This is a genomic window from Bradyrhizobium sp. LeoA1Lang (assembly GCF_055413685.1).
The window spans coordinates 1-18,130 of the sequence record NZ_JBVAPG010000056.1 but is presented as its reverse complement, the minus strand read 5'-3'; the positions used below and the strand labels follow the sequence as shown (position 1 = coordinate 18,130).

Below are 18,130 nucleotides of genomic sequence, written 5' to 3'. Positions count from 1 at the left end.
TGTCCCGGGTTACGCGTTCGCTCCACCCGGGCTACGTCCGGCTCGACGCGGTGGCGTGACCGGCAGGCGTTACGGAATGATTCTCTCTTCCCGCAGACGGGCGAAGAGATCGAAGAAGCTGTCGTCGGTTGCCTGGTATTCCAGGAAGCCGAGCTTGCGGCTTTTGCTCATATCGGTGACGACCTCGATCGGGCGGCCGAGGTCGGCGTCGGTGTGCCAGGCCGAGGCGAGCACGCCGAGATCGTGCTCGGCCAGCCGATATTTCCGCGCGATGTCGGACCAGATCGGACCCGCATCAGTCAATTGCCGCTCCAGCGGAATCCCTTCGCCCGGAAATGGCGCCGGCTTTAGGTTGAACCAGTCGGCCAGCCGCTGCCACATCCAGCTCCAGCGAAACACGTCGCCATTGACGACATTGAACGCCTGATTGCGGGCGCCCGGCGTCGTCGCCGCCCATTCCAGATGGCGCGCGAGCAGCCGCGCATCCGTCATATCGGTGAGACCGTTCCACTGCGTCGCGGAGCCCGGAAACAGGAACGGCCGTCCGGTCTCTCGGCAAATCGTGGCGTAGACCGCGAGCGTCACGCCCATGTTCATCGCGTTGCCCACGGCATAGCCGATGATGGTGTGCGGACGATGGATGCTCCAGCCAAAGCCGTCGCGCTTGGCCGCAGCGAACACTTCGTCTTCCTGGGCGTAGTAGAAATTCTCGATATCGAGCCGTGGCTGGTCTTCCCGAAACGGCGTGGCGGGCAGGCTGCCCTTGCCGTAGTTTTCGAACGGACCAAGATAGTGCTTGAGCCCGGTGACGAGCGCGACATGCCTGACCGAGCCTGCAGGCGACAATGCATCGAGCAGGTTGCGCACCATTGCGGAGTTGACCCTGATATTCTCAGCCTCGGTGTTCTGCCGCAACCACGTACTGATGAAAACGTCCGTCGGTCTCAACCCCTGCAGCGCCTTGCGAACCGACGCGGGATCCAGCAGGTCCGCCGCCACGGGCTGCACGCCGTCGATATTGGCCGGCGGCCGACGCGCCAAGGCGTAAACCTGCCACCCCCGCTGACGAAGGTGCCGGACCAGATTATTGCCGACAATACCGCTCGCACCGACGACCAGTGCTGAACCCGCCATGTTCCAACCTCCAGGGATATCGGTGAGGAGATAGGATTGGTCGACGCATCAACCAGGGCCGCCGCGCCCGGAATAACTCCTTCGTGAGTGCAGCAGCCCGGGTGGAGCGCCAGCGTAAGCCCCGAGGCCCGCCACGTCGTCATTGCGAGCGAAGCGAAGCAATCCACGCCGCCGCAAGCTGAGAGATGGATTGCTTCGCTCCGCTCGCAATGACGGGGGACCTGGGTTAGCCCTAATCCATCACCGCCGCATGGTCCGATGATGCCTGCGACTGCGACCGCAGCGCCGCCTTGGTCGAGCCGATCATGATCGCAAGCGGGATCGAGGCCAGGATGAACACCATCACGAGCTGGTAGTCGTGGGCGAACGCGATGATCTGCGCTTGCACCGCGACGATCTTATCCGCCATCGCGCGGCCGGTGTCGGTGTTCAAATTGATCATGCCACTGACATTGGGCATCTGCAGTGCGTGGTTGAACGGGTTGATGTGTTCGGACAGTGTCGCATAGATGCGCCGGGAGCCTTCCGTGAGCTGCGCGATCACGATGGAGATGCCGATCGAACTCGCGACGTTGCGCAGCAGCGTCAGCATCGAGGTGCCGTCGGTGCGCAGGTGATTGGGCAGCGTCAAGAACGCGACGGTCGAGAGCGGCACGAATACCAGTCCGAAGCCGAAACCCTGGACGATGCTCACGACCACGATCTCGGTCGCGCTGGTCTGGTCGGTCCAGCCCGTCATCACGAACAGCGACGCCGCCGTCAGCGCGAGGCCGGAGATGATCAGCGTGCGCGCCTCGATGAACCGCATCATGCGCCCCACCAGCATCATCGCAACAAAGGTGCCGCAGCCGCGGCTCGCCAACAGCACGCCGGCGGTGATGATGGGATAGCCGATCACGTTCTGCAAGTAAGGCGAGGACAGCGCCATGGTCGAGTAGAGCACGAGCCCCATCACGGTCATGAACACGCAGCCGCCGACGAAATTCTTGTCCTTGAACAGCTCGAATTGGATGAAGGGTTTTGTCGTCGTGAACGAATGGGCGAAGAAGTAATAGAAGCCGATGCCGGAGATGATGAATTCGGCTATGATCTCGTTGGATTCGAGCCAGCCGAGCTGCTCGCCGCGGTCGAGCGCGAGCTGCAGCGAGCCGATCGCGAGCGCGAGCGCGCCGAAGCCGAACCAGTCGAAGCGCAGGTTCAAATTCTGCTTGGTCTCGTCCATGAAGACGATGAGGCCGAGCACGGTGATGGCGCCGAACGGCAGGTTGACGAAGAACACCCAGTGCCAGGAATAGGTCTCGGTCAGCCAGGCACCGAGCGATGGGCCCATGATCGGGCCCATCATCACGCCCATGCCCCAGATCGACATCGCCTTGGCGCGCTCATGCAGTGCGTAGGAGTCGAGCATCACGGCCTGCGACAGCGGCACCAGCGCTGCGCCGAACACGCCCTGCAGCAGGCGGAACAGCACCATCTGGGTGATGTCCTGCGCCAGGCCGCACAGCACGGAGGCAACGGTGAAGCCCGCGGAGCAGATGATGAAGATGCGCTTGCGCCCGAACCGGTTGGCGATCCAGCCGACCGGCGCGGTCATGATCGCCGCCGCCACGATGTAGGACGTCAGCACCCAGTTGATCTGGTCCTGCGACGCCGACAGCGTGCCCTGCATATAGGGCAGCGCGACATTGGCGATGGTGGTGTCCAGCGCCTGCATGACGGTCGCCGTCATGGCGCAGACCGTCACCATGTTCCGGCGCATGCCGGGCACCATGCTGGGCGAGGGGGCCGCCGTCGACATTGCTGAGATCAGTCCTGTTCGTGGGTCGCTGCGGCCGAGGACAGGCCGAGCAGGCCGGACAGCGAGCGGCGATGGTTGGTGTCGATGGTCGCGTAGACGCTCATGCCCGCCTTCAGCTTGCGCACCATCCTGTCGTTCTGGTCGAAATAGATCCTGACTGGCACGCGCTGCACGACCTTCACGAAATTGCCGGTCGCGTTCTGCGGCGGCAGGATCGCGAACTGCGCGCCAGTGCCGGGCGAGAGCGAGCCGACCGTGCCCTTGAACGTGTGGTTCGGGAAGGCGTCGACCTCGAGGTCGACCGGCTGGCCGACCGCGACATAGGTGAAGTCGGATTCCTTCGGGTTGGCGTCGACCCAGGGGTTCGCCACGTCGATGATGGAGAACACCGGCGTGCCGGCGGCGATGAAGCGGCCGAGCTGGATCTGCTCGACCTGGGTGGCGGTGCCCGCCATCGGCGCGCGCATCACGGTGTGGTCCAGGTTGCGCTGGGCATCATTGAGCTTGGCCTTGGCCTGCGCATAAGGCGGGAATTGCTCCAGCGGCAGATCGGGATTGCCGAGCAGTTGCGCCTTGGAACTGGAGATCTGCTGCTTGATGAACTCAGCCTGCGCGCTCGCGGTCACCAGCGACGTCGCGGCATTGTCGAGGTCGAGCTGCGAACCGAAATTGCTCTTCACCAGCGACTGCTTGCGGTCGACGTCACGCTGTTTGAGGTCGACCCCGCGTTGCGCCAGGTCGAGCATCTGGCCATAGATTCTGATATTGGCGACCAGGTTGTCGTAGGTCGTGCGTGCCTGGTCGAGCGCGCCCTTGGCCTGGTCCACCGCAAGGCGGAACGGCACCGGGTCGATCTCGAACAGCACGTCGCCTTCCTTGACCTGCTGACCTTCCGTGACCACGACCTTCTCGATCTTTCCGGAGATGTCGGGCGTGATCAGCACCTTCTGCGCGCCGACATAGGCGTCGTCGGTCGACACGTAGCGGCCGCCGTTAAGATAGAAGACGACGCCGCCGACCAGCACCACCAGCGGCAACACGACCAGGAGGAGGAATCGGCGATAGCGCCGCAAGCCCGCCATCAGGCCGCGCGGCTGATCGGTCTTCGCTGGAGCCGAGGCCGGATTGTCCCTCTGCTCGGGCGCGAGTTTCAGGACGGGATCAGCCATAGCGCTGCTCTTTTCTGGAGGGTTCGCCGGCCGGGGTTTGGATGGCATTGCGGACGTTTTCCTTGATTGATTCGAGTTGGGCGAGCAGGCGGTGGGCATCGGCGGGATTGATGCCTTCCAGCGCGGTCGCAGTGAGTTCGGAGCGAAGGCCGGCGAGCTTGGCGAGCAGCGGGCGCGCCGCCTTGCGCAGATAGAGGCGGTTGACGCGACGGTCGTTCTCGTCGCCGCGGCGCTCGATCCAGCCATTGTCGCAGAGCTTGTCGATCAGCCGCGTCAGCGTGATCGGTTGCATCTCGAGCAGCTCGGCAAGCTCGGTCTGCTTCATTCCCTCGCTGCGCTCGACCTTGGTCAGCACCGCCCATTGCGCGCGGGTGATTCCGTAGCGCGCGGCCTCCTTGTCCGCGTAGACGCGGATCAGGCGAAACAATTCACCGAGCGTGAACATGAAGTTCGCGTCGACGGACCCCGGCATAATTACCCTCCATAAGCTTTGGCTATAATAAGCTAGCTTATGATTTCCGCACGCTCGGTTAGCGGAAGGCAGCTCCGCTTCCAGAACATGGCTGGGAACGCGACGGGGCCCGGGGCTTTGGGATCGCCCGTCAGGCTGCTAAAATGATGCATATGACGTTGGCAAAAACCACATTTCCTGCACCTGACCACGATCACGGCCGCTGCACTGCGGAGGGGATCGCGCATGCCGAGGAGGTCTGCGCGCGGCGGGCGCAGAAGTTCACGCCGATCCGCCGTCAGGTGCTCGGGGCGCTATTGTCCAGCCACCGGCCGCTCGGCGCCTATGAGGTGATCGACGAGCTCGCCAAGTCGATGCCGCGCCCGGCGCCGATCACCGTCTACCGCGCGCTCGACTTCCTGATGGAAAACGGCCTCGTCCACCGCATCGAAAGCCGGAACGCGTTTCTGGCCTGCGCCCATGATCACGACGAGACTTCGATGGTGGCGTTCCTGATCTGCGATCGCTGCGGCGCGGTCGGCGAAATCCCGGCGGCGCCGGTGGCACAGAGCCTGAAGGCCGCGGCGCGCGCGGCGGGCTTTGCGCCGAAGCTGTCGGTGGTCGAGATCGCCGGCACTTGCGCGCATTGCCAGAAGTAATCTAGGAAAATCGAATTCCCGTCATTGCGAGCGGAGCGAAGCAATCCACGCCTCCACGAGCGGTGAAATGGATTGCTTCGCTCCGCTCGCAATGACGATCTCTTCTGCACAAATCCGGAAGTCCCTGTTCCGGCGATCACGCTGACAAAGATAACACGGCGCCAAGCCGGAAACTGAGGCAACATGTCAACGCAAACCATCTCCAGCGTCGCCGCTACCGGGCGCGCGCTCACCCCGGGTGCGGTCGCGATCATGCTGATGCTGTGCGTGAGCTGGGGATTCAACCAGATCGCGATCAAGCTCGTGATATCAGACATTCCGCCGATGCTGCAGGCGATGATCCGCTCCGCCGGCGCGTTGCCGGTGATGCTGATCGTGGGCTGGCTGCGCGGCGTCAAATTCTTCGAGCGCGACGGCACGCTTCTGGCCGGCCTGGCCGCGGGCTTGATGTTCGGCATCGAGTTCGTGCTGATCTTCAGCGGCCTGATGTTCACTTCAGCCTCGCGCGCGTCGGTCTTCCTTTATACGGCACCGTTCTTCGTCGCGCTCGGCTCCTATCAGTTCCTCGGCGAGCGGCTCTCCGCTTTGCAGTGGAGCGGGCTCGCCTTGAGTTTTGCCGGCGTCGCGCTCGCGATCGGCGTGCCGCAGCCTGATGTCGACGCCAAAATATTGCTGGGCGACCTGATGGTGGTCGGCGGCGGCGCACTATGGGCGGCCACGACGCTGGTCGCCAAGGGAACGGCGCTGCGCAAGGCCGCGCCGGAAAAGGCGCTCGGCTACCAGGTCGCCCTGTCGATTCCGATCCTGGGTATCGCCTCGTGGCTTGCGGGCGAAACCGTCACCCATTTTCCGAGCCCGCTGTCGCTTGCCTTGATGACGTACCAGGCGATCTGGGTGGTCGGCTGCACCTTTGTGATCTGGTTTGCGATGGTGAAGATGTATTCCGCCAGCAAACTGTCGGCCTTCACCTTCATCACGCCGCTGTTCGGCGTCGTCGCTGCCTACATCATCATGCACGACACGCTGACGCCCGTTTTCGGCGTCGCGGCGCTCTTGGTGATCGTCGGCCTCTATCTCGTCAACAAGCCCGATCCGAAAGTGACGCCGGATCCCAACGTGCCGGCGTGAACCATCACTGTCATTCCGGGGCGCGACGAAGTCGCGAGCCCGGAATCCATCGGGCCGCACGCGCGAGTGAATAAATGGATTCCGGGCTCGATGCTTCGCATCGCCCCGGAATGACAGGTGCGTGTTGTGGTAGACTTTCCGCGTCATTGCGAGCACAGCGAAGCAATTCATGCTTCCGCAGGCGGCGCCATGGATTGCTTCGCTTCGCTCGCAATGACGCGGAGAGAACTTGCGCTTCGCGCCTATCCCCTCTCGATCGGCAGCGTCTCGTCCTTGGCCCATTCGCCCATCGACGCATCATAGAGGGTGAGGTTGTCGTAGCCGAGCCGATGGAGTTGGAACAAATCGACCGTGGCGGAAATGCCGCCGCCGCAATAGGCGATCACGCGCTTGTCCTTGCTGATGCCTTGGCTCGCGAATCTTGCTGCGGCCTCCGCCGGCGCAACGAACGTTTTCGTTGCCGGATCGAGCAACGTCGCCGCCGGCACATTGACGCTCCCGGGAATACGGCCTGGCCGGCCGTAGCGGCTGGGCTCAAGGCCTGCGTGGAATTGCGGACCCAGCGCATTGACGGTGACGGTGCCCTGGTCGCCGCGCGTGGCGAGCACGTCGTTCTTGCTGACGAAGAAACCCGTTCGCGGTTTGGCTGCAAACGTCGCCGGCGGATAGCCCTTGGCGGGGCCAGTCTCGAGCGGGCGGCCTTCCGCCTTCCACTTGTCCAGGCCGCCGTCGAGCACGGAGGCTCCGTCGAAGCCCAGCGATTTCAGCATCCACCAGAAGCGCGTCGCCCACATCGGGGTGCCGATCGAATACAGCACCACCCGGCTGTCGGGACCGATCCCGTGGTGGCCGAATGCGGCTTCGAGCTGCCCGACGTGGGGCATCATGAACCGCAGTTCCGTGTTCGGATCGGAGAATTCGCCCTGCAGATCGAGAAAATCGGCGCCCGCGACATGGCCGGCCTCAAAGGTCGCTTTCCCTGGCACCGCAATATAGGGCACGCCGCTGCCTTCGGGCGCAGGCTCCAGATAGGTCGTACAGTCGAACAGGCGAAGATCCGGCTGATGCAGGATATCGGCAAGTTCCGCCGTGGTGATAAGCCCATCCCTCGTTGCCATCTGCACCTCCCGCAGGTTGTGTTTACTTTAAGCTATGGCGCGCAGCGGGGGATGAAAAGCCGTCCTCGCGTGTTCGCGGGCCCTTTAATCCCCCGAATCCTCCCCCGATATACCGGTCAGCGTCCGGACAACCGCCCGTCTTGCTCCGATCTCCGCTTCAGGCGCAACTCGTTGAATCTCCGTTAGAAAATATGTGATCCAATAAAGCGCCAGCCCGCCTTCGTGCCCCCTTGGTGAATGTCACCAAAACCTGATATTCGAGACGCCATGAACAAGCCCGAACTATTGAGCGATGTCGCCGGTCCCAAGGCCCGGCATCAGACAACCCAGGTCATGGTCGGCCATGTCGCCGTCGGCGGGGGCGCCCCGATCGTCGTGCAGTCGATGACCAACACCGACACCGCCGATGTCGACGGTACGGTGGCGCAGGTCGCGGCCCTTTCCCGAGCCGGCTCGGAGATGGTGCGCATCACGGTCGACCGCGAGGAAGCAGCCGCCGCCGTTCCGCATATCCGCGATGCCTTACGCAAGCGCGGCATCGACACGCCCCTGATCGGTGACTTCCACTATATCGGCCACAAGCTGCTCGCCGAATATCCGGCCTGCGCCGAGGCGCTCGACAAGTACCGCATCAATCCCGGCAATGTCGGCTTCAAGAACAAGCGCGATTCGCAGTTCGCCGACATCATCGAGATCGCCAACAAGAACAACAAGCCGGTCCGTATCGGCGCGAACTGGGGTTCGCTCGATCAGGAACTCCTGACCAAGCTGATGGACGAGAACACGGCCTCGCCGAACCCGCGCGATGCCCGCGCGGTGACGCGCGAAGCCATGGTGCAGTCGGCGTTGCTGTCGGCGGCCCGCGCGCAAGAGCTCGGCATGCCGAAGGACCGCATCATCCTGTCGGCCAAGGTCTCGGCCGTGCAGGATCTGATCGCGGTCTATCAGGATCTGGCGCGTCGCTCGGATTATGCGATTCATCTCGGCCTCACCGAGGCCGGCATGGGATCGAAGGGCATCGTCGCCTCCTCCGCCGCCCTCGGCATCCTCTTGCAGGACGGCATCGGCGACACCATCCGCATCTCATTGACGCCTGAGCCCGGCGGCGACCGCACGCTGGAGGTCCAGGTCGCGCAGGAACTCTTGCAGACCATGGGTTTCCGCACCTTCGTGCCGCTGGTCGCGGCCTGCCCGGGTTGCGGCCGCACGACCTCGACCACGTTCCAGGAGCTGGCGCGCTCGATCCAGGATTTCATCCGCGACGAGATGCCGGCCTGGAAGACGAAGTATCCCGGCGTCGAGCAGCTCAACGTCGCTGTCATGGGCTGCATCGTCAACGGTCCCGGCGAATCCAAGCACGCCAATATCGGCATCTCGCTGCCGGGCACCGGCGAAGCGCCGGCCGCGCCTGTTTTCGTCGACGGCAAGAAGTTCCGCACCCTGCGCGGCCCCGCGATCGCTGCCGACTTCAAGGCGCTGGTGATCGACTACATCGACCAGCGCTACGGCCAGGGCAGCAGCGTGCCCGCGAGCACCGTCACCGCGGCGGAGTAACATCGTAGCCCGGGTGGAGCGAAGAGAAACCCGGGACTGCTCCTACCCTAACGGACTGATCCCGGATTGCGCTTCGCTCCATCCGGGCTACGATGCTCCCAACAATAACGATTGGGAGCAACACCCATGAGCTCGCTGTCCGGCAAGCAAGGTCCTCGCTACAAGCATCTCGCCGACGAAAGCGAGCCCTATGAGACCATCGGCGTCGAAAAGCTGACGCCGATCATCGGCGCGGAGATTTCCGGTGTCGATGTCGCGCAGCTCGTCTCCGACGATGCGCGCTCCAATCGCCAGATGGACGAGATCCATCGCGCGCTTGCCGAGAACCTCGTGATCTTCTTCCGCGACCAGCGCATCACGCCAAAGGACCATCTCGCTTTCGGCCGCAAGTTCGGCGAATTGCACATCCATCCCGCCGCGCCGCATCAGGGCGAGGATCCCGCGCTGATGAAGATCTACGCCGACAAGGATTCACCGCGCGCCAATGGCGAAGGCTGGCATTCGGACGTGTCCTGCGATCTCGAGCCGCCGATGGGCTCGATCCTCTACATCAGGCAGTGCCCGCCGCACGGCGGCGACACGCTGTTCGCCAATATGTATGCGGCCTATGAGGCGCTGTCGGAGCGGATGAAGGCCTATCTCGAAGGGCTCACCGCGCTGCATGACGGCGAGCCGATCTATCGCGGCCTCTACGCCAATTATGGCGTCGCCGACAAGCCGAGCTATCCCCATGCCGAGCATCCGGTGGTGCGCACGCATCCGGTGACGGGAAGGAAGGCGCTCTATGTCAATCGCGGCTTCACCCGCCACATCGTAGACATTCCCCGCGACGAGAGCGATGCGATCCTCGCCTATCTCTATCAGCACGCGGAAAATCCGCTGTTCCAGTGCCGCTTCCGCTGGACCGAGAACGCGATCGCCTTCTGGGACAATCGCTGCACCCAGCACCGTGCGATGTGGGACTACTGGCCCCACACCCGCGCCGGCACGCGCGTCACAGTGAAGGGCGAGCGGCCGGTGTGACGGTGAACGCAGGACGGCGTTCCGCTACCTATCACGCGCAGAACATCTCGAAGTCGATGCGGATGTCGGCAAGGCTCATCTCATCCTCATCGATCTGGCTCTGCAATGTTGCGATCGACTGCTTGAGCTGCTCGATGAGGGTCGGTTCGGGCCCTGGTTGAGACTCCGCCTTCCTCAAGCTGGCTTCGAGGACGGCGAGCCTGCGCCGCTCGTCGCGGATCCTGATTTCCAGGTTTGCGATCATTCGCCTGAAGAGAGCGCATCCGCCACGAACAGCGGTTTGGACTTCGGCTTCCGACGTCGTCATCTGAGCATCCTTTCCTGAATGGGGCATGGCAGTGCAACCATCGCTATCATCTTCACCGGAAATTGTGTGTGATAAACCTCACAATCTATATGTGTGACACGTTGATGCAGCGCGCGTTGACCCGCGCTTGCGCTTGCGCCAAGCTTCCCCACAACCAAAACAAGAACGGGAGGGCGCCCTATGCTTCGCGCGGAAGACAACAAGTTCTTGACCGAAAGCGGGCCGGGCACGGGAATGGGCGAGCTGTTGCGCCGCTTTTGGCTGCCGGTGCTGTTGTCGGAGGAGCTGCCAGAGCCTGACAGCGAGCCGAAGAAGGTCACCGTCCTCGGCGAGGAGCTGCTCGCCTTCCGCGATAGTCGCGGCGTCGTTGGCGTCATCGACCAATATTGCCCGCATCGCGGCGCCAATCTCTGGCTCGGCCGCAATGAGGAATGCGGCATCCGCTGCGTCTATCACGGCTGGAAGTTCGACACCGACGGCCGCTGCGTCGACATGCCGACCTCCTATCCCGATCTCAACGCCAAGGATCACATCCGCATCAAGTCCTATCCGGTGCGCGAATGGGGCGAGATGATCTGGGCCTATATGGGCCCGGCTGATTCAGTGCCGGAATTGCCGGCGCTGGAGATGGCGCTGCTGCCGCCGTCGCACCGCTACGTCAGCAAGAAATGGCAGGACTGCAATTGGGTGCAGGCGCTGGAAGGCTCGATCGATACCGCGCATTTCACCTTCGCGCATCTGTCGTTCGAGAAGGACGAGAACGAGATCCTCGACATCAAGAAGCATTTCGTCAATCCGCTGGTGCGCGTGGCGACCGAGCACATGCGCTGGATCGCCGAAGACCCGCGGCCGGTGATCAAGATCAACCCGCATGACGCCGGGCTGACGATCGCAGGCGGGCGCCTCACCGGCACTGACAACATCTACTGGCGCATCGCCCAGTTCCTGATGCCGGTTCACGCTTACGCGCCGAGCTCGATGCCGGGCGAGAACATCTTCGGCCAGAGCTTCGTGCCGGTCAGCGACACCAAGTGCTGGATCTACACCTATGCCTGGAATCCGCAGCGTCCGATCACGCAAGCGGAGCGCGACGCCTATGACCGCGGCAACGGCGTGATCGCCGAGATCGACGAGAACTATGTGCCGCTGCGCAACAAGTCGAACGACTACCTGATCGATCGCAAACTGCAGAAGACCAAGAGCTACACCGGCATCAAGGGCGTCTCAGAGCAGGATGCCGCGGTGCAGGACAGCCAGGGCCCGATTGCCGACCGCACCCGCGAGCATCTCGGGCCGACCGATCTCGGCATCATGCATTTCCGCAAGCTGGTGATGGACGCGGCCCGCGCGCTGCAACAGGGCGAGGCCCCGCCGCATGTTGCGCATCAGGATCGTTACACCGTCCGTTCCGGCGCCTGTGTCACCAGCAAGGCCAAGGATCTGACGGCGGTCATGATCGAGCGTTTCGGCGACCCGGCAGGCTTCGTTGGCGGTCCCGGCCAGAACGCCGCGGCGGAGTAGGTCGTAGCCCGGGTGAAGCGAAAGCGTAACCCGGGACATCTTCGCCAGTTGACAGACCGATCCTGGATTGCGCTTCGCTACATCCGGGCTACGATGCCGGGCGTGTGGCGCCACAGTCCGATCATCATGATCATCCTGTTGTCGCTCGTGTCGCTCGACACGAGATATGCCGCATGGCCGCGCGGGAGTGTCAGGACTGCGCCAAAGGCCGTGCCATCGAAATGCGACCGGTCCAAATTCAAGCTCATCCTGGACGTCGGCCATACCGCCGACGCGCCGGGTGCGAGGAGCGCTCGCAACATTCCGGAGTTCGATTTCAATCTCCGCCTTGCGAAACGCATCGAGGACAAACTGAAGTCGGAAGGCTTTGCGCAAACCAGCCTCTTGGTGACGGAAGGCCCGAAAAGGCCGAGCCTGTTCAAGCGCGCCACCGCGATCAACAATTCGGGGGCCGATCTGGTCCTGTCGATCCACCATGACTCGGTGCCTGATTCCTTTCTCGAAGAATGGGAGTTCGAGGGAACGAAGAGCCATTTCAGCGACCGGTTCAGCGGCTATTCGCTGTTCGTTTCTCACGACAATCCGAAATTCTGGACCAGCCTGAGGTTCGCCCGGCTGCTCGGCAATCGAATGAAGGCGCAGGGCCTGCAATATGCCCGCCAATATTCGCAGGCGGTGATGGGTCGGTACCGGCGCAAACTGCTGGACAAGAAGGTCGGGCTCTACCGGTACGACCAGCTCATCGTGCTCTCGCGGACGCGCGTGCCTGCCGTCCTGTTCGAGGCCGGCTCGATCATCAACCGGGACGAAGAGCTGGCGATGGCGTCCACGGAACGGCAGGACATGATCGGCGCCGCCGTGGTCGGTGCTGTCAAGGAATTCTGCGCCTCGCGGTAGCGCACCCTGTGCGGTGGCCTGCCCCCGATTACAGCGGTATCTTCCGATATTCGCGGTTCGCGAGGCTGGCCTCTTCCAGGTCGAGATCGCGCTCGATCCGGCGCCGCGTCTCGTCGGTGATCTTGCCGTCGCGGAGCAGGGCGTGGATGAACTGGCGCTCGGTCGCGATCAATTCCCGCGTCAGCTCGGTGCCGTTGGCGGAGACGTCGTGGTTGTCGGGGTCGAGCGCGGCCGGCAATTGGTTGGTGCGGATATCGTGCCGCGCCCGCAGCAGCTTCACGACCTCTTCGGAGAGCTCGCGCTCGTCGACGATGGCGTCGAGCGATGCGAGGCCGGCGGCCAGCGCCTGGCGCCTCGCGACAATTTCGGCTTCATGCTCGGCGATAGTCTCGGCGCAGCCGTCCTTGGCGATGTTCAGCCAACCCACGACGGTGGGTAGGGTCAAGCCGAACCCCACCAGCGTGATGAAGATGACGCCGAAGGCGACGAACAGGATCATGTCGCGATAGGGAAAAGGCTCGCCGCTCGCGAGCGCGAACGGCAGCGCCAGTGCGGCGGCGAGCGACACCGCGCCGCGGACGCCGACGAAGGCGATCGGGAATGTCCATTGCCAGCGCGGCTGCGGATCACGCTGTCGCACGCGCTCGCTCAGGATCCGCGGCAGGTAGGTTGCGGGAAACACCCAGGCAAAGCGGGCGATGACGATGACCGCGATCACCAGCGCGGTGGTGGAGAGGATGTCGTCGAGCGGAAATGCCTTCGACTTCTCGTAGAGCGAACGCATCTGGAAGCCGGTGAGCAAAAACAGGATGCCTTCGATCAGGTAGATCACCAAGTCCCAGAAAAAGATGCCCTGCAGGCGGGTGGCGGAAGGAATCAGAAGCGGCCCGTTCCAGCTCACGTAGAGACCGCAGGCGACCGTGGCGATCACGCCGGAGCCGCCAAAGTGCTCCGGCAGCCAATAGGCCACATAGGGCGTGATCAGCGAGAGCGTGATCTCGACCTGCGGATCGCGCGAGTGCTGGCGGGCGCGCAGGCTCAACCATCCGACCGCGATGCCGAACGCGATCTCGCAGACGACGATGGCTGCAAATTCGCCGGTGGCCTTCGGCAGCGAGAAGGCGCCGGTGGTGATCGCCGCGAGGGCGAAGCGGTAGAGGATCAGCGCCGTGGCATCATTCGCCAGCCCCTCGCCTTCGAGTATGACGAGGATGCGGCGGGGGAGATGGAGCCGCCGCGCGATCGCAAGCGGGGCGACCACGTCGGGCGGCGCCACGATCGCACCAAGCAGGAACCCGACCTCCCAGGGCAGCCCGATCAGGTAGTGAGTGGCGGTCGCGACCGCCGCCGCCGTGAAGATCACGCAGCCGACGGCGAGCAGCACGATCGGACGAAGGCTGTTCTTGAACTCCCGCCAGCTCATGGCCACCGCGGCCATGTAGATCAGCGGCGGCAGCACCATGAGCAGCACCAGTTCCGGCGGCAATTCGATGCTGGGCATGCCCGGCACGAACGCCAGCGCGATGCCGGCCAGCATCAAGAGGATGGCGGGCGCGACATTGAGGCGCCGCGCCAACAGCGCCGTGCCCGCCAGCACGGCAAGCAGGATCAGGAAGGTCTGGAATCTGGCTTCCATGGCCGGTCCAATTGGCCCCGAAGCGCAGGCAAGGTCAATGTGCGTGGACGGCTCGACCGTGCGAGATCGAAAAAGCGGCCGTCCGATCAGCCAAGCCCCGGGTGTACTTACTCCCGCAGGTCGTAACGATAGGATTTCGAGACGATCTGCCAGCCGTCTTTGAGCTTCATCGCCACCAGATAGTCGGTGAAATAGCGCGGCGGCAATTGGCAGCGGACCTTGATGAAGGCGGTGACGTCGTCCGAACGGTCGATGGTGACGATGAAATCCTCGCGCGGCTTGCCTTCCGCCTTCGCCGACGGCCGCTTGCGGACCCGGTCGAGCCAGTCCGGCACGGTCAGCACCTGAAGCTCGCTCTTTTCCACCCAGCGCAGGTCGGCGGAGGGGTGAAACATCGCGCCGAGCTTGTCGGCGTCGCCTTCATAGAGTCCGTCGAAATAGTTCTGCACGACGGCTTCGACGGTCGATCGGTCATGGCTCATGGTTGGTTCCTCCCTCGCGGCATTCGTTGGTAGCCCGGGTGGAGCGGAGCGCGCAACCCGTTACGAGCGATCCCGGGTTACGCTGGCGCTTGACCCGGGCTACGGGCTGGCGGGCCGAACCATCATTCGTCCCGCGGTACTAAAGCTTAGCGGATGGTGCGGCCCGTTCGTGACCTGGGTCACCAAACCCCGCCCCGGCTTCTGATAGGCTTTGCTATCATGCTGAACAGGCGGGTTTTTTGAAGGTGCGGTAATGAAATCGATTGGATTTCCGGGATTGCATCGGTTCGTTCTGGCGTTGTTCCTGCTTCTGATGTGCCAGCCGGCCTTCGCCGAGAAGCGCGTGGCGCTCGTGCTCAGCAATGCGGCCTATCAGAACGTCGCGCCGCTCCCCAACCCCGTCAATGACGGCGCGCTGATCGCCGCGATGCTGAAGGACGCCGGTTTCGACGTGGTGGATTTCCGCCGCGATCTTCCGGCGGTTGAGACCCGCCGCGCGCTGCGCGACTTTGCCGATCGTACCCGCGATGCCGAGATCGCCGTGGTCTATTACGCCGGCCATGGCATCGAGGTCGACGGCGGCAATTACCTCATTCCGGTCGATGCCAGGCTGGAACGCGACACCGACGTCTATGATGAGGCGTTTTCGCTCGACCGCGTCCTGATCGCGATCGAGCCGGCCAAGAAACTGCGGCTCGTGATCCTCGACGCCTGCCGCGACAATCCCTTTGCCAAGACCATGAAGCGCACGGTGGCCTCGCGCGCGATCGGGCAGGGCCTTGCCAAGGTGGAGCCGACCAGCCCGAACGTGCTGATCGCCTATTCCGCCAAGGCCGGTTCCACCGCCGCTGATGGCGACGGCAAGAACAGCCCCTTCACATCAGCGCTCGCAAAGCACCTGACGACGCCCGGGCTCGATGTGCGGCGCGCATTCGGCTACGTCCGCGACGACGTGCTGAAGTCGACCAATAACCGCCAGGAGCCGTTCGTCTATGGCTCGCTCGGTGGTGAGGATGTGCCGCTGGTGCCGGCGCCGGCCAAGGCGGCGGCACCTGCCGCGCCCGCACTGAGCCCGCAGGCCGACATCCGCCGCGACTACGAACTGGCGCTGCAGGTCGGCAACAAGAGCGCGCTCAACGCTTTCCTCGCGCAATATCCCGACGGCTTCTATGCGAGCCTCGCCAAGCTCCAGCTCGAGAAGATCGCCGCCGAGGAAGCCCGCGTCGCCGCCACGGAGAAGGCGCGGGCGGCGGAGCAGGAGCGTGCCCGGCTTGCCGCCGAAGGTGCCCAAAAAGCCGAGCAGGCCAAGGCGGCCGCCGACGCCAGGGCCGCCGAACAGGCGCGCATTGCCGCCGAGAAGGCCAAGCAGGTCGCGCAGGATCAGGCGGCGGTCGCCGAGCAGAAGCGGCTCGCGGCCGAAAAGGCACTGGCCGACAAGATCGCCGCCGACAAGGCCACCGCGGAGCAGGCGCCCGCCGCAGCGCCTGTCGACAAGGCGGTGAATGTCGCCGTGCTCAGTACCGGCTCGCCGCAGGTTGACGTCACCAAATCGGTGCAGACCGAGCTGCGCCGCGTCGGCTGCCTCACAGGTAGTGCCGATGGCGAGTGGAACGCCGCCTCGCAGCGGTCGCTGACGCTGTTCAATCGCTATGCCGGAACCAGGCTCGACACCAAGGTCGCCAATGTCGACACGCTCGATGCCATCAAGCAGAAATCATCGCGCGTCTGCCCGCTCGTCTGCGAGCACGGCACCAAGGCCGATGGCGACCGCTGCACCCGGATCGTCTGCGGCGCCGGCTCGTTCCTCAACGACGACAATGCGTGCGAGAAGCGGCGCGAGAAGAAGCCGGTCGCCAAGCGCGATTCCGACGATCGGCCGGCGCGGCGCGAGCGGCCGGAAGTGCGCATTCCCCGGCCGATGGCCTCTTCGGGCGGCCGCGGCGGTGGTGGCGGCCAAATGGTCTGCGACCGCGGCGGCTGTCGCCCGGTCGCGCGCGGCTGCCACCTCGAATTCCGCACCACCGCGCAAGGCGGCCCGTACGAGGGCGGCGGCGGCAACGTTCAGGTTTGCAATTGAGACCGGGGTGCCGTCATTGCGAGCCAACGGGTCGCGCGAATGCGCGCCCGATGACAGGCTCCGCGAAGCAATCCATGGAGCCGCTTGCGGAGGCATGGATTGCTTCGTCGCTATCGCTCCTCGCAATGACGGTCGATAGCTTGAAACCGGCTAGATCGCGCTCGCCGCGATATTGACCATCAACGCGAGCAGCGCCGTGTTGAACACGAAGGAGATGATGCCGTGCACGGTCGCGGTGCGGCGGATGATCCTGTCGGTGATGCCGACATCGGAGACCTGCGCGGTCATGCCGATCACGAACGAGAAATAGACAAAATCCCAGTAATCGGCCTCGACGTGTTCCTTGCCGCTGGGAAACTGCAGACCGCCGGGTTCCTTCCCGCGATAATATTCGTGCGCATAGTGCAGCGAAAAGGCGGTGTGGACCAGCGCCCAGGATAGCACGATGGTGACGATCGCGAGCGCCAGCGCTTCCGCGCTGCTCTTGGCGGCGCCGAGCTCGAAGATGATGGCGGCAAGGCTCGCGAAGGCGCCGAGCGCCGTGATGAGCAGGATCAGGAACCGGCCGTCATCCTGCAGTATCGCGTTGCGCCTGATGTAAGCGATGCTGCATTGGAGCATCATCATGAAGGCGAGGGCGAGATACAGCGCGACGAAGATGTCCCAGCTCACCAAGAGCCGCGTCACCGGCCGCAGCCACTGCGGCAGCAGGAAAAACGCGGCGACGCCCACTGCGATCGAAGTAAAGATGCGTGGCCGCGAATACACCACGCGGACGGCCTTCGGCAGCTTCCGGAAGCGAACAAGGCGTTCCTCGAATTCCTTGCTCATGGTCCGCCCATCTTTTCGTTCTATTTGATTGTAACGGTCCGACCGCGCACTCGTTCACCTCCCCGCTTGCGGGCTGTCCGATTCACACATCGCGGAGCGCCAGACTGGTACCAAATTTGATGCGCTGGAAGGCTTCGAGCCCCAAGCGCATCGTTTTCGGCCCGGGCTTGCCATAGTAGCCGTCCCATCCGCCCAGACGGGCAATGACCCAAGCGGCAAAGGCCAGTGAACCTTTAGGGTGCGCGTTCTTTTGCCGCTCGGTCTTGCCTTCCAGTTTGGCCGAGACGGCTTCGAGGATGGGTTGATCGGCAGGCTCGAAGGCCTCAAGCAGGTTTTGGCCGGTGG

The 18,130-nt window shown here is 63.8% G+C and carries 16 protein-coding genes and 1 pseudogene; 7 read left to right on the top strand and 10 right to left on the bottom strand.

From position 1 onward, the window contains the following. Positions 1 to 69: 69 nt before the first annotated feature. From ACZYOF_RS19975 to ACZYOF_RS19960, 4 genes are all read right to left on the bottom strand, one after another. On the bottom strand, positions 70 to 1,134 hold the full coding sequence (locus ACZYOF_RS19975; protein WP_463716846.1) for an SDR family oxidoreductase: 1,065 nt from the start codon (positions 1,132 to 1,134) through the stop codon (positions 70 to 72). A 232-nt stretch (positions 1,135 to 1,366) separates the two neighbouring features. Then, positions 1,367 to 2,932, bottom strand: a complete 1,566-nt coding sequence (locus tag ACZYOF_RS19970) for an MDR family MFS transporter (protein ID WP_282528816.1) — start codon at positions 2,930 to 2,932, stop codon at positions 1,367 to 1,369. An 8-nt stretch (positions 2,933 to 2,940) separates the two neighbouring features. After that, positions 2,941 to 4,101, bottom strand: a complete 1,161-nt coding sequence (locus ACZYOF_RS19965; protein WP_463716845.1) for an HlyD family secretion protein — start codon at positions 4,099 to 4,101, stop codon at positions 2,941 to 2,943. After that, positions 4,094 to 4,573, bottom strand: a complete 480-nt coding sequence (locus ACZYOF_RS19960) for a MarR family winged helix-turn-helix transcriptional regulator (protein ID WP_207234525.1) — start codon at positions 4,571 to 4,573, stop codon at positions 4,094 to 4,096. Before ACZYOF_RS19960 ends, ACZYOF_RS19965 begins: the two co-directional genes overlap by 8 nt. Positions 4,574 to 4,725: 152 nt before the next feature. On the opposite strand from ACZYOF_RS19960, the gene ACZYOF_RS19955 reads away from it, so the two are divergent. Further along, positions 4,726 to 5,211, top strand: a complete 486-nt coding sequence (locus tag ACZYOF_RS19955) for a Fur family transcriptional regulator (RefSeq protein ID WP_130580528.1) — start codon at positions 4,726 to 4,728, stop codon at positions 5,209 to 5,211. Positions 5,212 to 5,463: 252 nt separating this feature from the next. Next, positions 5,464 to 6,339 carry a DMT family transporter gene (locus ACZYOF_RS19950; RefSeq protein ID WP_130580527.1) on the top strand — a complete coding sequence of 292 codons (876 nt, stop codon included), beginning with the start codon at positions 5,464 to 5,466 and terminating at the stop codon, positions 6,337 to 6,339. Positions 6,340 to 6,581: 242 nt separating this feature from the next. Here ACZYOF_RS19950 and ACZYOF_RS19945 read toward each other — a convergent pair whose 3' ends face one another. After that, positions 6,582 to 7,457, bottom strand: coding sequence for a sulfurtransferase (locus tag ACZYOF_RS19945; RefSeq protein WP_130580510.1), 876 nt, complete (start codon positions 7,455 to 7,457; stop codon positions 6,582 to 6,584). A gap of 267 nt (positions 7,458 to 7,724) precedes the next feature. Here ACZYOF_RS19945 and ispG point away from each other — a divergent pair, with 267 nt between their 5' ends. Both ispG and ACZYOF_RS19935 read left to right on the top strand, forming a co-directional pair. Next, positions 7,725 to 9,011 carry a flavodoxin-dependent (E)-4-hydroxy-3-methylbut-2-enyl-diphosphate synthase gene (ispG, locus tag ACZYOF_RS19940; protein WP_394567401.1) on the top strand — a complete coding sequence of 429 codons (1,287 nt, stop codon included), beginning with the start codon at positions 7,725 to 7,727 and terminating at the stop codon, positions 9,009 to 9,011. Between the two features lie 126 nt (positions 9,012 to 9,137). Beyond that, a complete protein-coding gene (locus ACZYOF_RS19935) occupies positions 9,138 to 10,034 on the top strand; it encodes a TauD/TfdA dioxygenase family protein (protein ID WP_463716844.1) in 897 nt (298 codons plus the stop codon). 31 nt (positions 10,035 to 10,065) lie between these two features. Here the strand turns inward: ACZYOF_RS19935 and ACZYOF_RS19930 are convergent, their stop codons facing one another. Next, entirely contained in the window at positions 10,066 to 10,341 is a 276-nt protein-coding gene (locus ACZYOF_RS19930) for a hypothetical protein (RefSeq protein WP_463716843.1), read from the bottom strand. Positions 10,342 to 10,521: 180 nt separating this feature from the next. Here ACZYOF_RS19930 and ACZYOF_RS19925 point away from each other — a divergent pair, with 180 nt between their 5' ends. Next, complete coding sequence (locus ACZYOF_RS19925; RefSeq protein ID WP_463716842.1) at positions 10,522 to 11,862, top strand: Rieske 2Fe-2S domain-containing protein; 1,341 nt, start codon at positions 10,522 to 10,524, stop codon at positions 11,860 to 11,862. 48 nt (positions 11,863 to 11,910) lie between these two features. Continuing rightward, positions 11,911 to 12,759, top strand: coding sequence for an N-acetylmuramoyl-L-alanine amidase (locus ACZYOF_RS19920; RefSeq protein ID WP_463716841.1), 849 nt, complete (start codon positions 11,911 to 11,913; stop codon positions 12,757 to 12,759). A 28-nt stretch (positions 12,760 to 12,787) separates the two neighbouring features. On the opposite strand, the gene ACZYOF_RS19915 is transcribed toward ACZYOF_RS19920, so the two are convergent. Together ACZYOF_RS19915 and ACZYOF_RS19910 are read right to left on the bottom strand one after the other, a co-directional pair. After that, entirely contained in the window at positions 12,788 to 14,395 is a 1,608-nt protein-coding gene (locus tag ACZYOF_RS19915; protein ID WP_463716840.1) for a Na+/H+ antiporter, read from the bottom strand. Positions 14,396 to 14,502: 107 nt separating this feature from the next. Beyond that, a complete protein-coding gene (locus ACZYOF_RS19910) occupies positions 14,503 to 14,877 on the bottom strand; it encodes a nuclear transport factor 2 family protein (protein ID WP_130583756.1) in 375 nt (124 codons plus the stop codon). 253 nt (positions 14,878 to 15,130) lie between these two features. Here ACZYOF_RS19910 and ACZYOF_RS19905 point away from each other — a divergent pair, with 253 nt between their 5' ends. After that, the gene (locus tag ACZYOF_RS19905) at positions 15,131 to 16,954 is read left to right on the top strand and encodes a caspase family protein (RefSeq protein WP_463716839.1); all 1,824 of its coding nucleotides are present in this window, start codon (positions 15,131 to 15,133) and stop codon (positions 16,952 to 16,954) included. A gap of 150 nt (positions 16,955 to 17,104) precedes the next feature. Here the strand turns inward: ACZYOF_RS19905 and ACZYOF_RS19900 are convergent, their stop codons facing one another. Both ACZYOF_RS19900 and ACZYOF_RS19895 read right to left on the bottom strand, forming a co-directional pair. Beyond that, the gene (locus ACZYOF_RS19900; protein WP_130583758.1) at positions 17,105 to 17,785 is read right to left on the bottom strand and encodes a DUF1345 domain-containing protein; all 681 of its coding nucleotides are present in this window, start codon (positions 17,783 to 17,785) and stop codon (positions 17,105 to 17,107) included. Positions 17,786 to 17,867: 82 nt separating this feature from the next. Next, a pseudogene (locus ACZYOF_RS19895) lies at positions 17,868 to 18,130 on the bottom strand (IS4 family transposase); the annotation flags it as partial.

What these genes read in the sequence shown, in the direction of transcription:
- ACZYOF_RS19970 (WP_282528816.1), bottom strand. Translation starts at nt 2,932, where the DNA reads ATGTCGACGGCGGCCCCCTCGCCCAGCATGGTGCCCGGCATGCGCCGG.
- ACZYOF_RS19935 (WP_463716844.1), top strand. Translation starts at nt 9,138, where the DNA reads ATGAGCTCGCTGTCCGGCAAGCAAGGTCCTCGCTACAAGCATCTCGCC.
- ACZYOF_RS19950 (WP_130580527.1), top strand. Translation starts at nt 5,464, where the DNA reads ATGCTGATGCTGTGCGTGAGCTGGGGATTCAACCAGATCGCGATCAAG.
- ACZYOF_RS19905 (WP_463716839.1), top strand. Translation starts at nt 15,131, where the DNA reads ATGAAATCGATTGGATTTCCGGGATTGCATCGGTTCGTTCTGGCGTTG.
- ACZYOF_RS19915 (WP_463716840.1), bottom strand. Translation starts at nt 14,395, where the DNA reads ATGGAAGCCAGATTCCAGACCTTCCTGATCCTGCTTGCCGTGCTGGCG.
- ACZYOF_RS19900 (WP_130583758.1), bottom strand. Translation starts at nt 17,785, where the DNA reads ATGAGCAAGGAATTCGAGGAACGCCTTGTTCGCTTCCGGAAGCTGCCG.
- ACZYOF_RS19955 (WP_130580528.1), top strand. Translation starts at nt 4,726, where the DNA reads ATGACGTTGGCAAAAACCACATTTCCTGCACCTGACCACGATCACGGC.
- ACZYOF_RS19925 (WP_463716842.1), top strand. Translation starts at nt 10,522, where the DNA reads ATGCTTCGCGCGGAAGACAACAAGTTCTTGACCGAAAGCGGGCCGGGC.
- ACZYOF_RS19965 (WP_463716845.1), bottom strand. Translation starts at nt 4,101, where the DNA reads ATGGCTGATCCCGTCCTGAAACTCGCGCCCGAGCAGAGGGACAATCCG.
- ACZYOF_RS19975 (WP_463716846.1), bottom strand. Translation starts at nt 1,134, where the DNA reads ATGGCGGGTTCAGCACTGGTCGTCGGTGCGAGCGGTATTGTCGGCAAT.
- ispG (WP_394567401.1), top strand. Translation starts at nt 7,725, where the DNA reads ATGAACAAGCCCGAACTATTGAGCGATGTCGCCGGTCCCAAGGCCCGG.
- ACZYOF_RS19930 (WP_463716843.1), bottom strand. Translation starts at nt 10,341, where the DNA reads ATGACGACGTCGGAAGCCGAAGTCCAAACCGCTGTTCGTGGCGGATGC.
- ACZYOF_RS19945 (WP_130580510.1), bottom strand. Translation starts at nt 7,457, where the DNA reads ATGGCAACGAGGGATGGGCTTATCACCACGGCGGAACTTGCCGATATC.
- ACZYOF_RS19910 (WP_130583756.1), bottom strand. Translation starts at nt 14,877, where the DNA reads ATGAGCCATGACCGATCGACCGTCGAAGCCGTCGTGCAGAACTATTTC.
- ACZYOF_RS19960 (WP_207234525.1), bottom strand. Translation starts at nt 4,573, where the DNA reads ATGCCGGGGTCCGTCGACGCGAACTTCATGTTCACGCTCGGTGAATTG.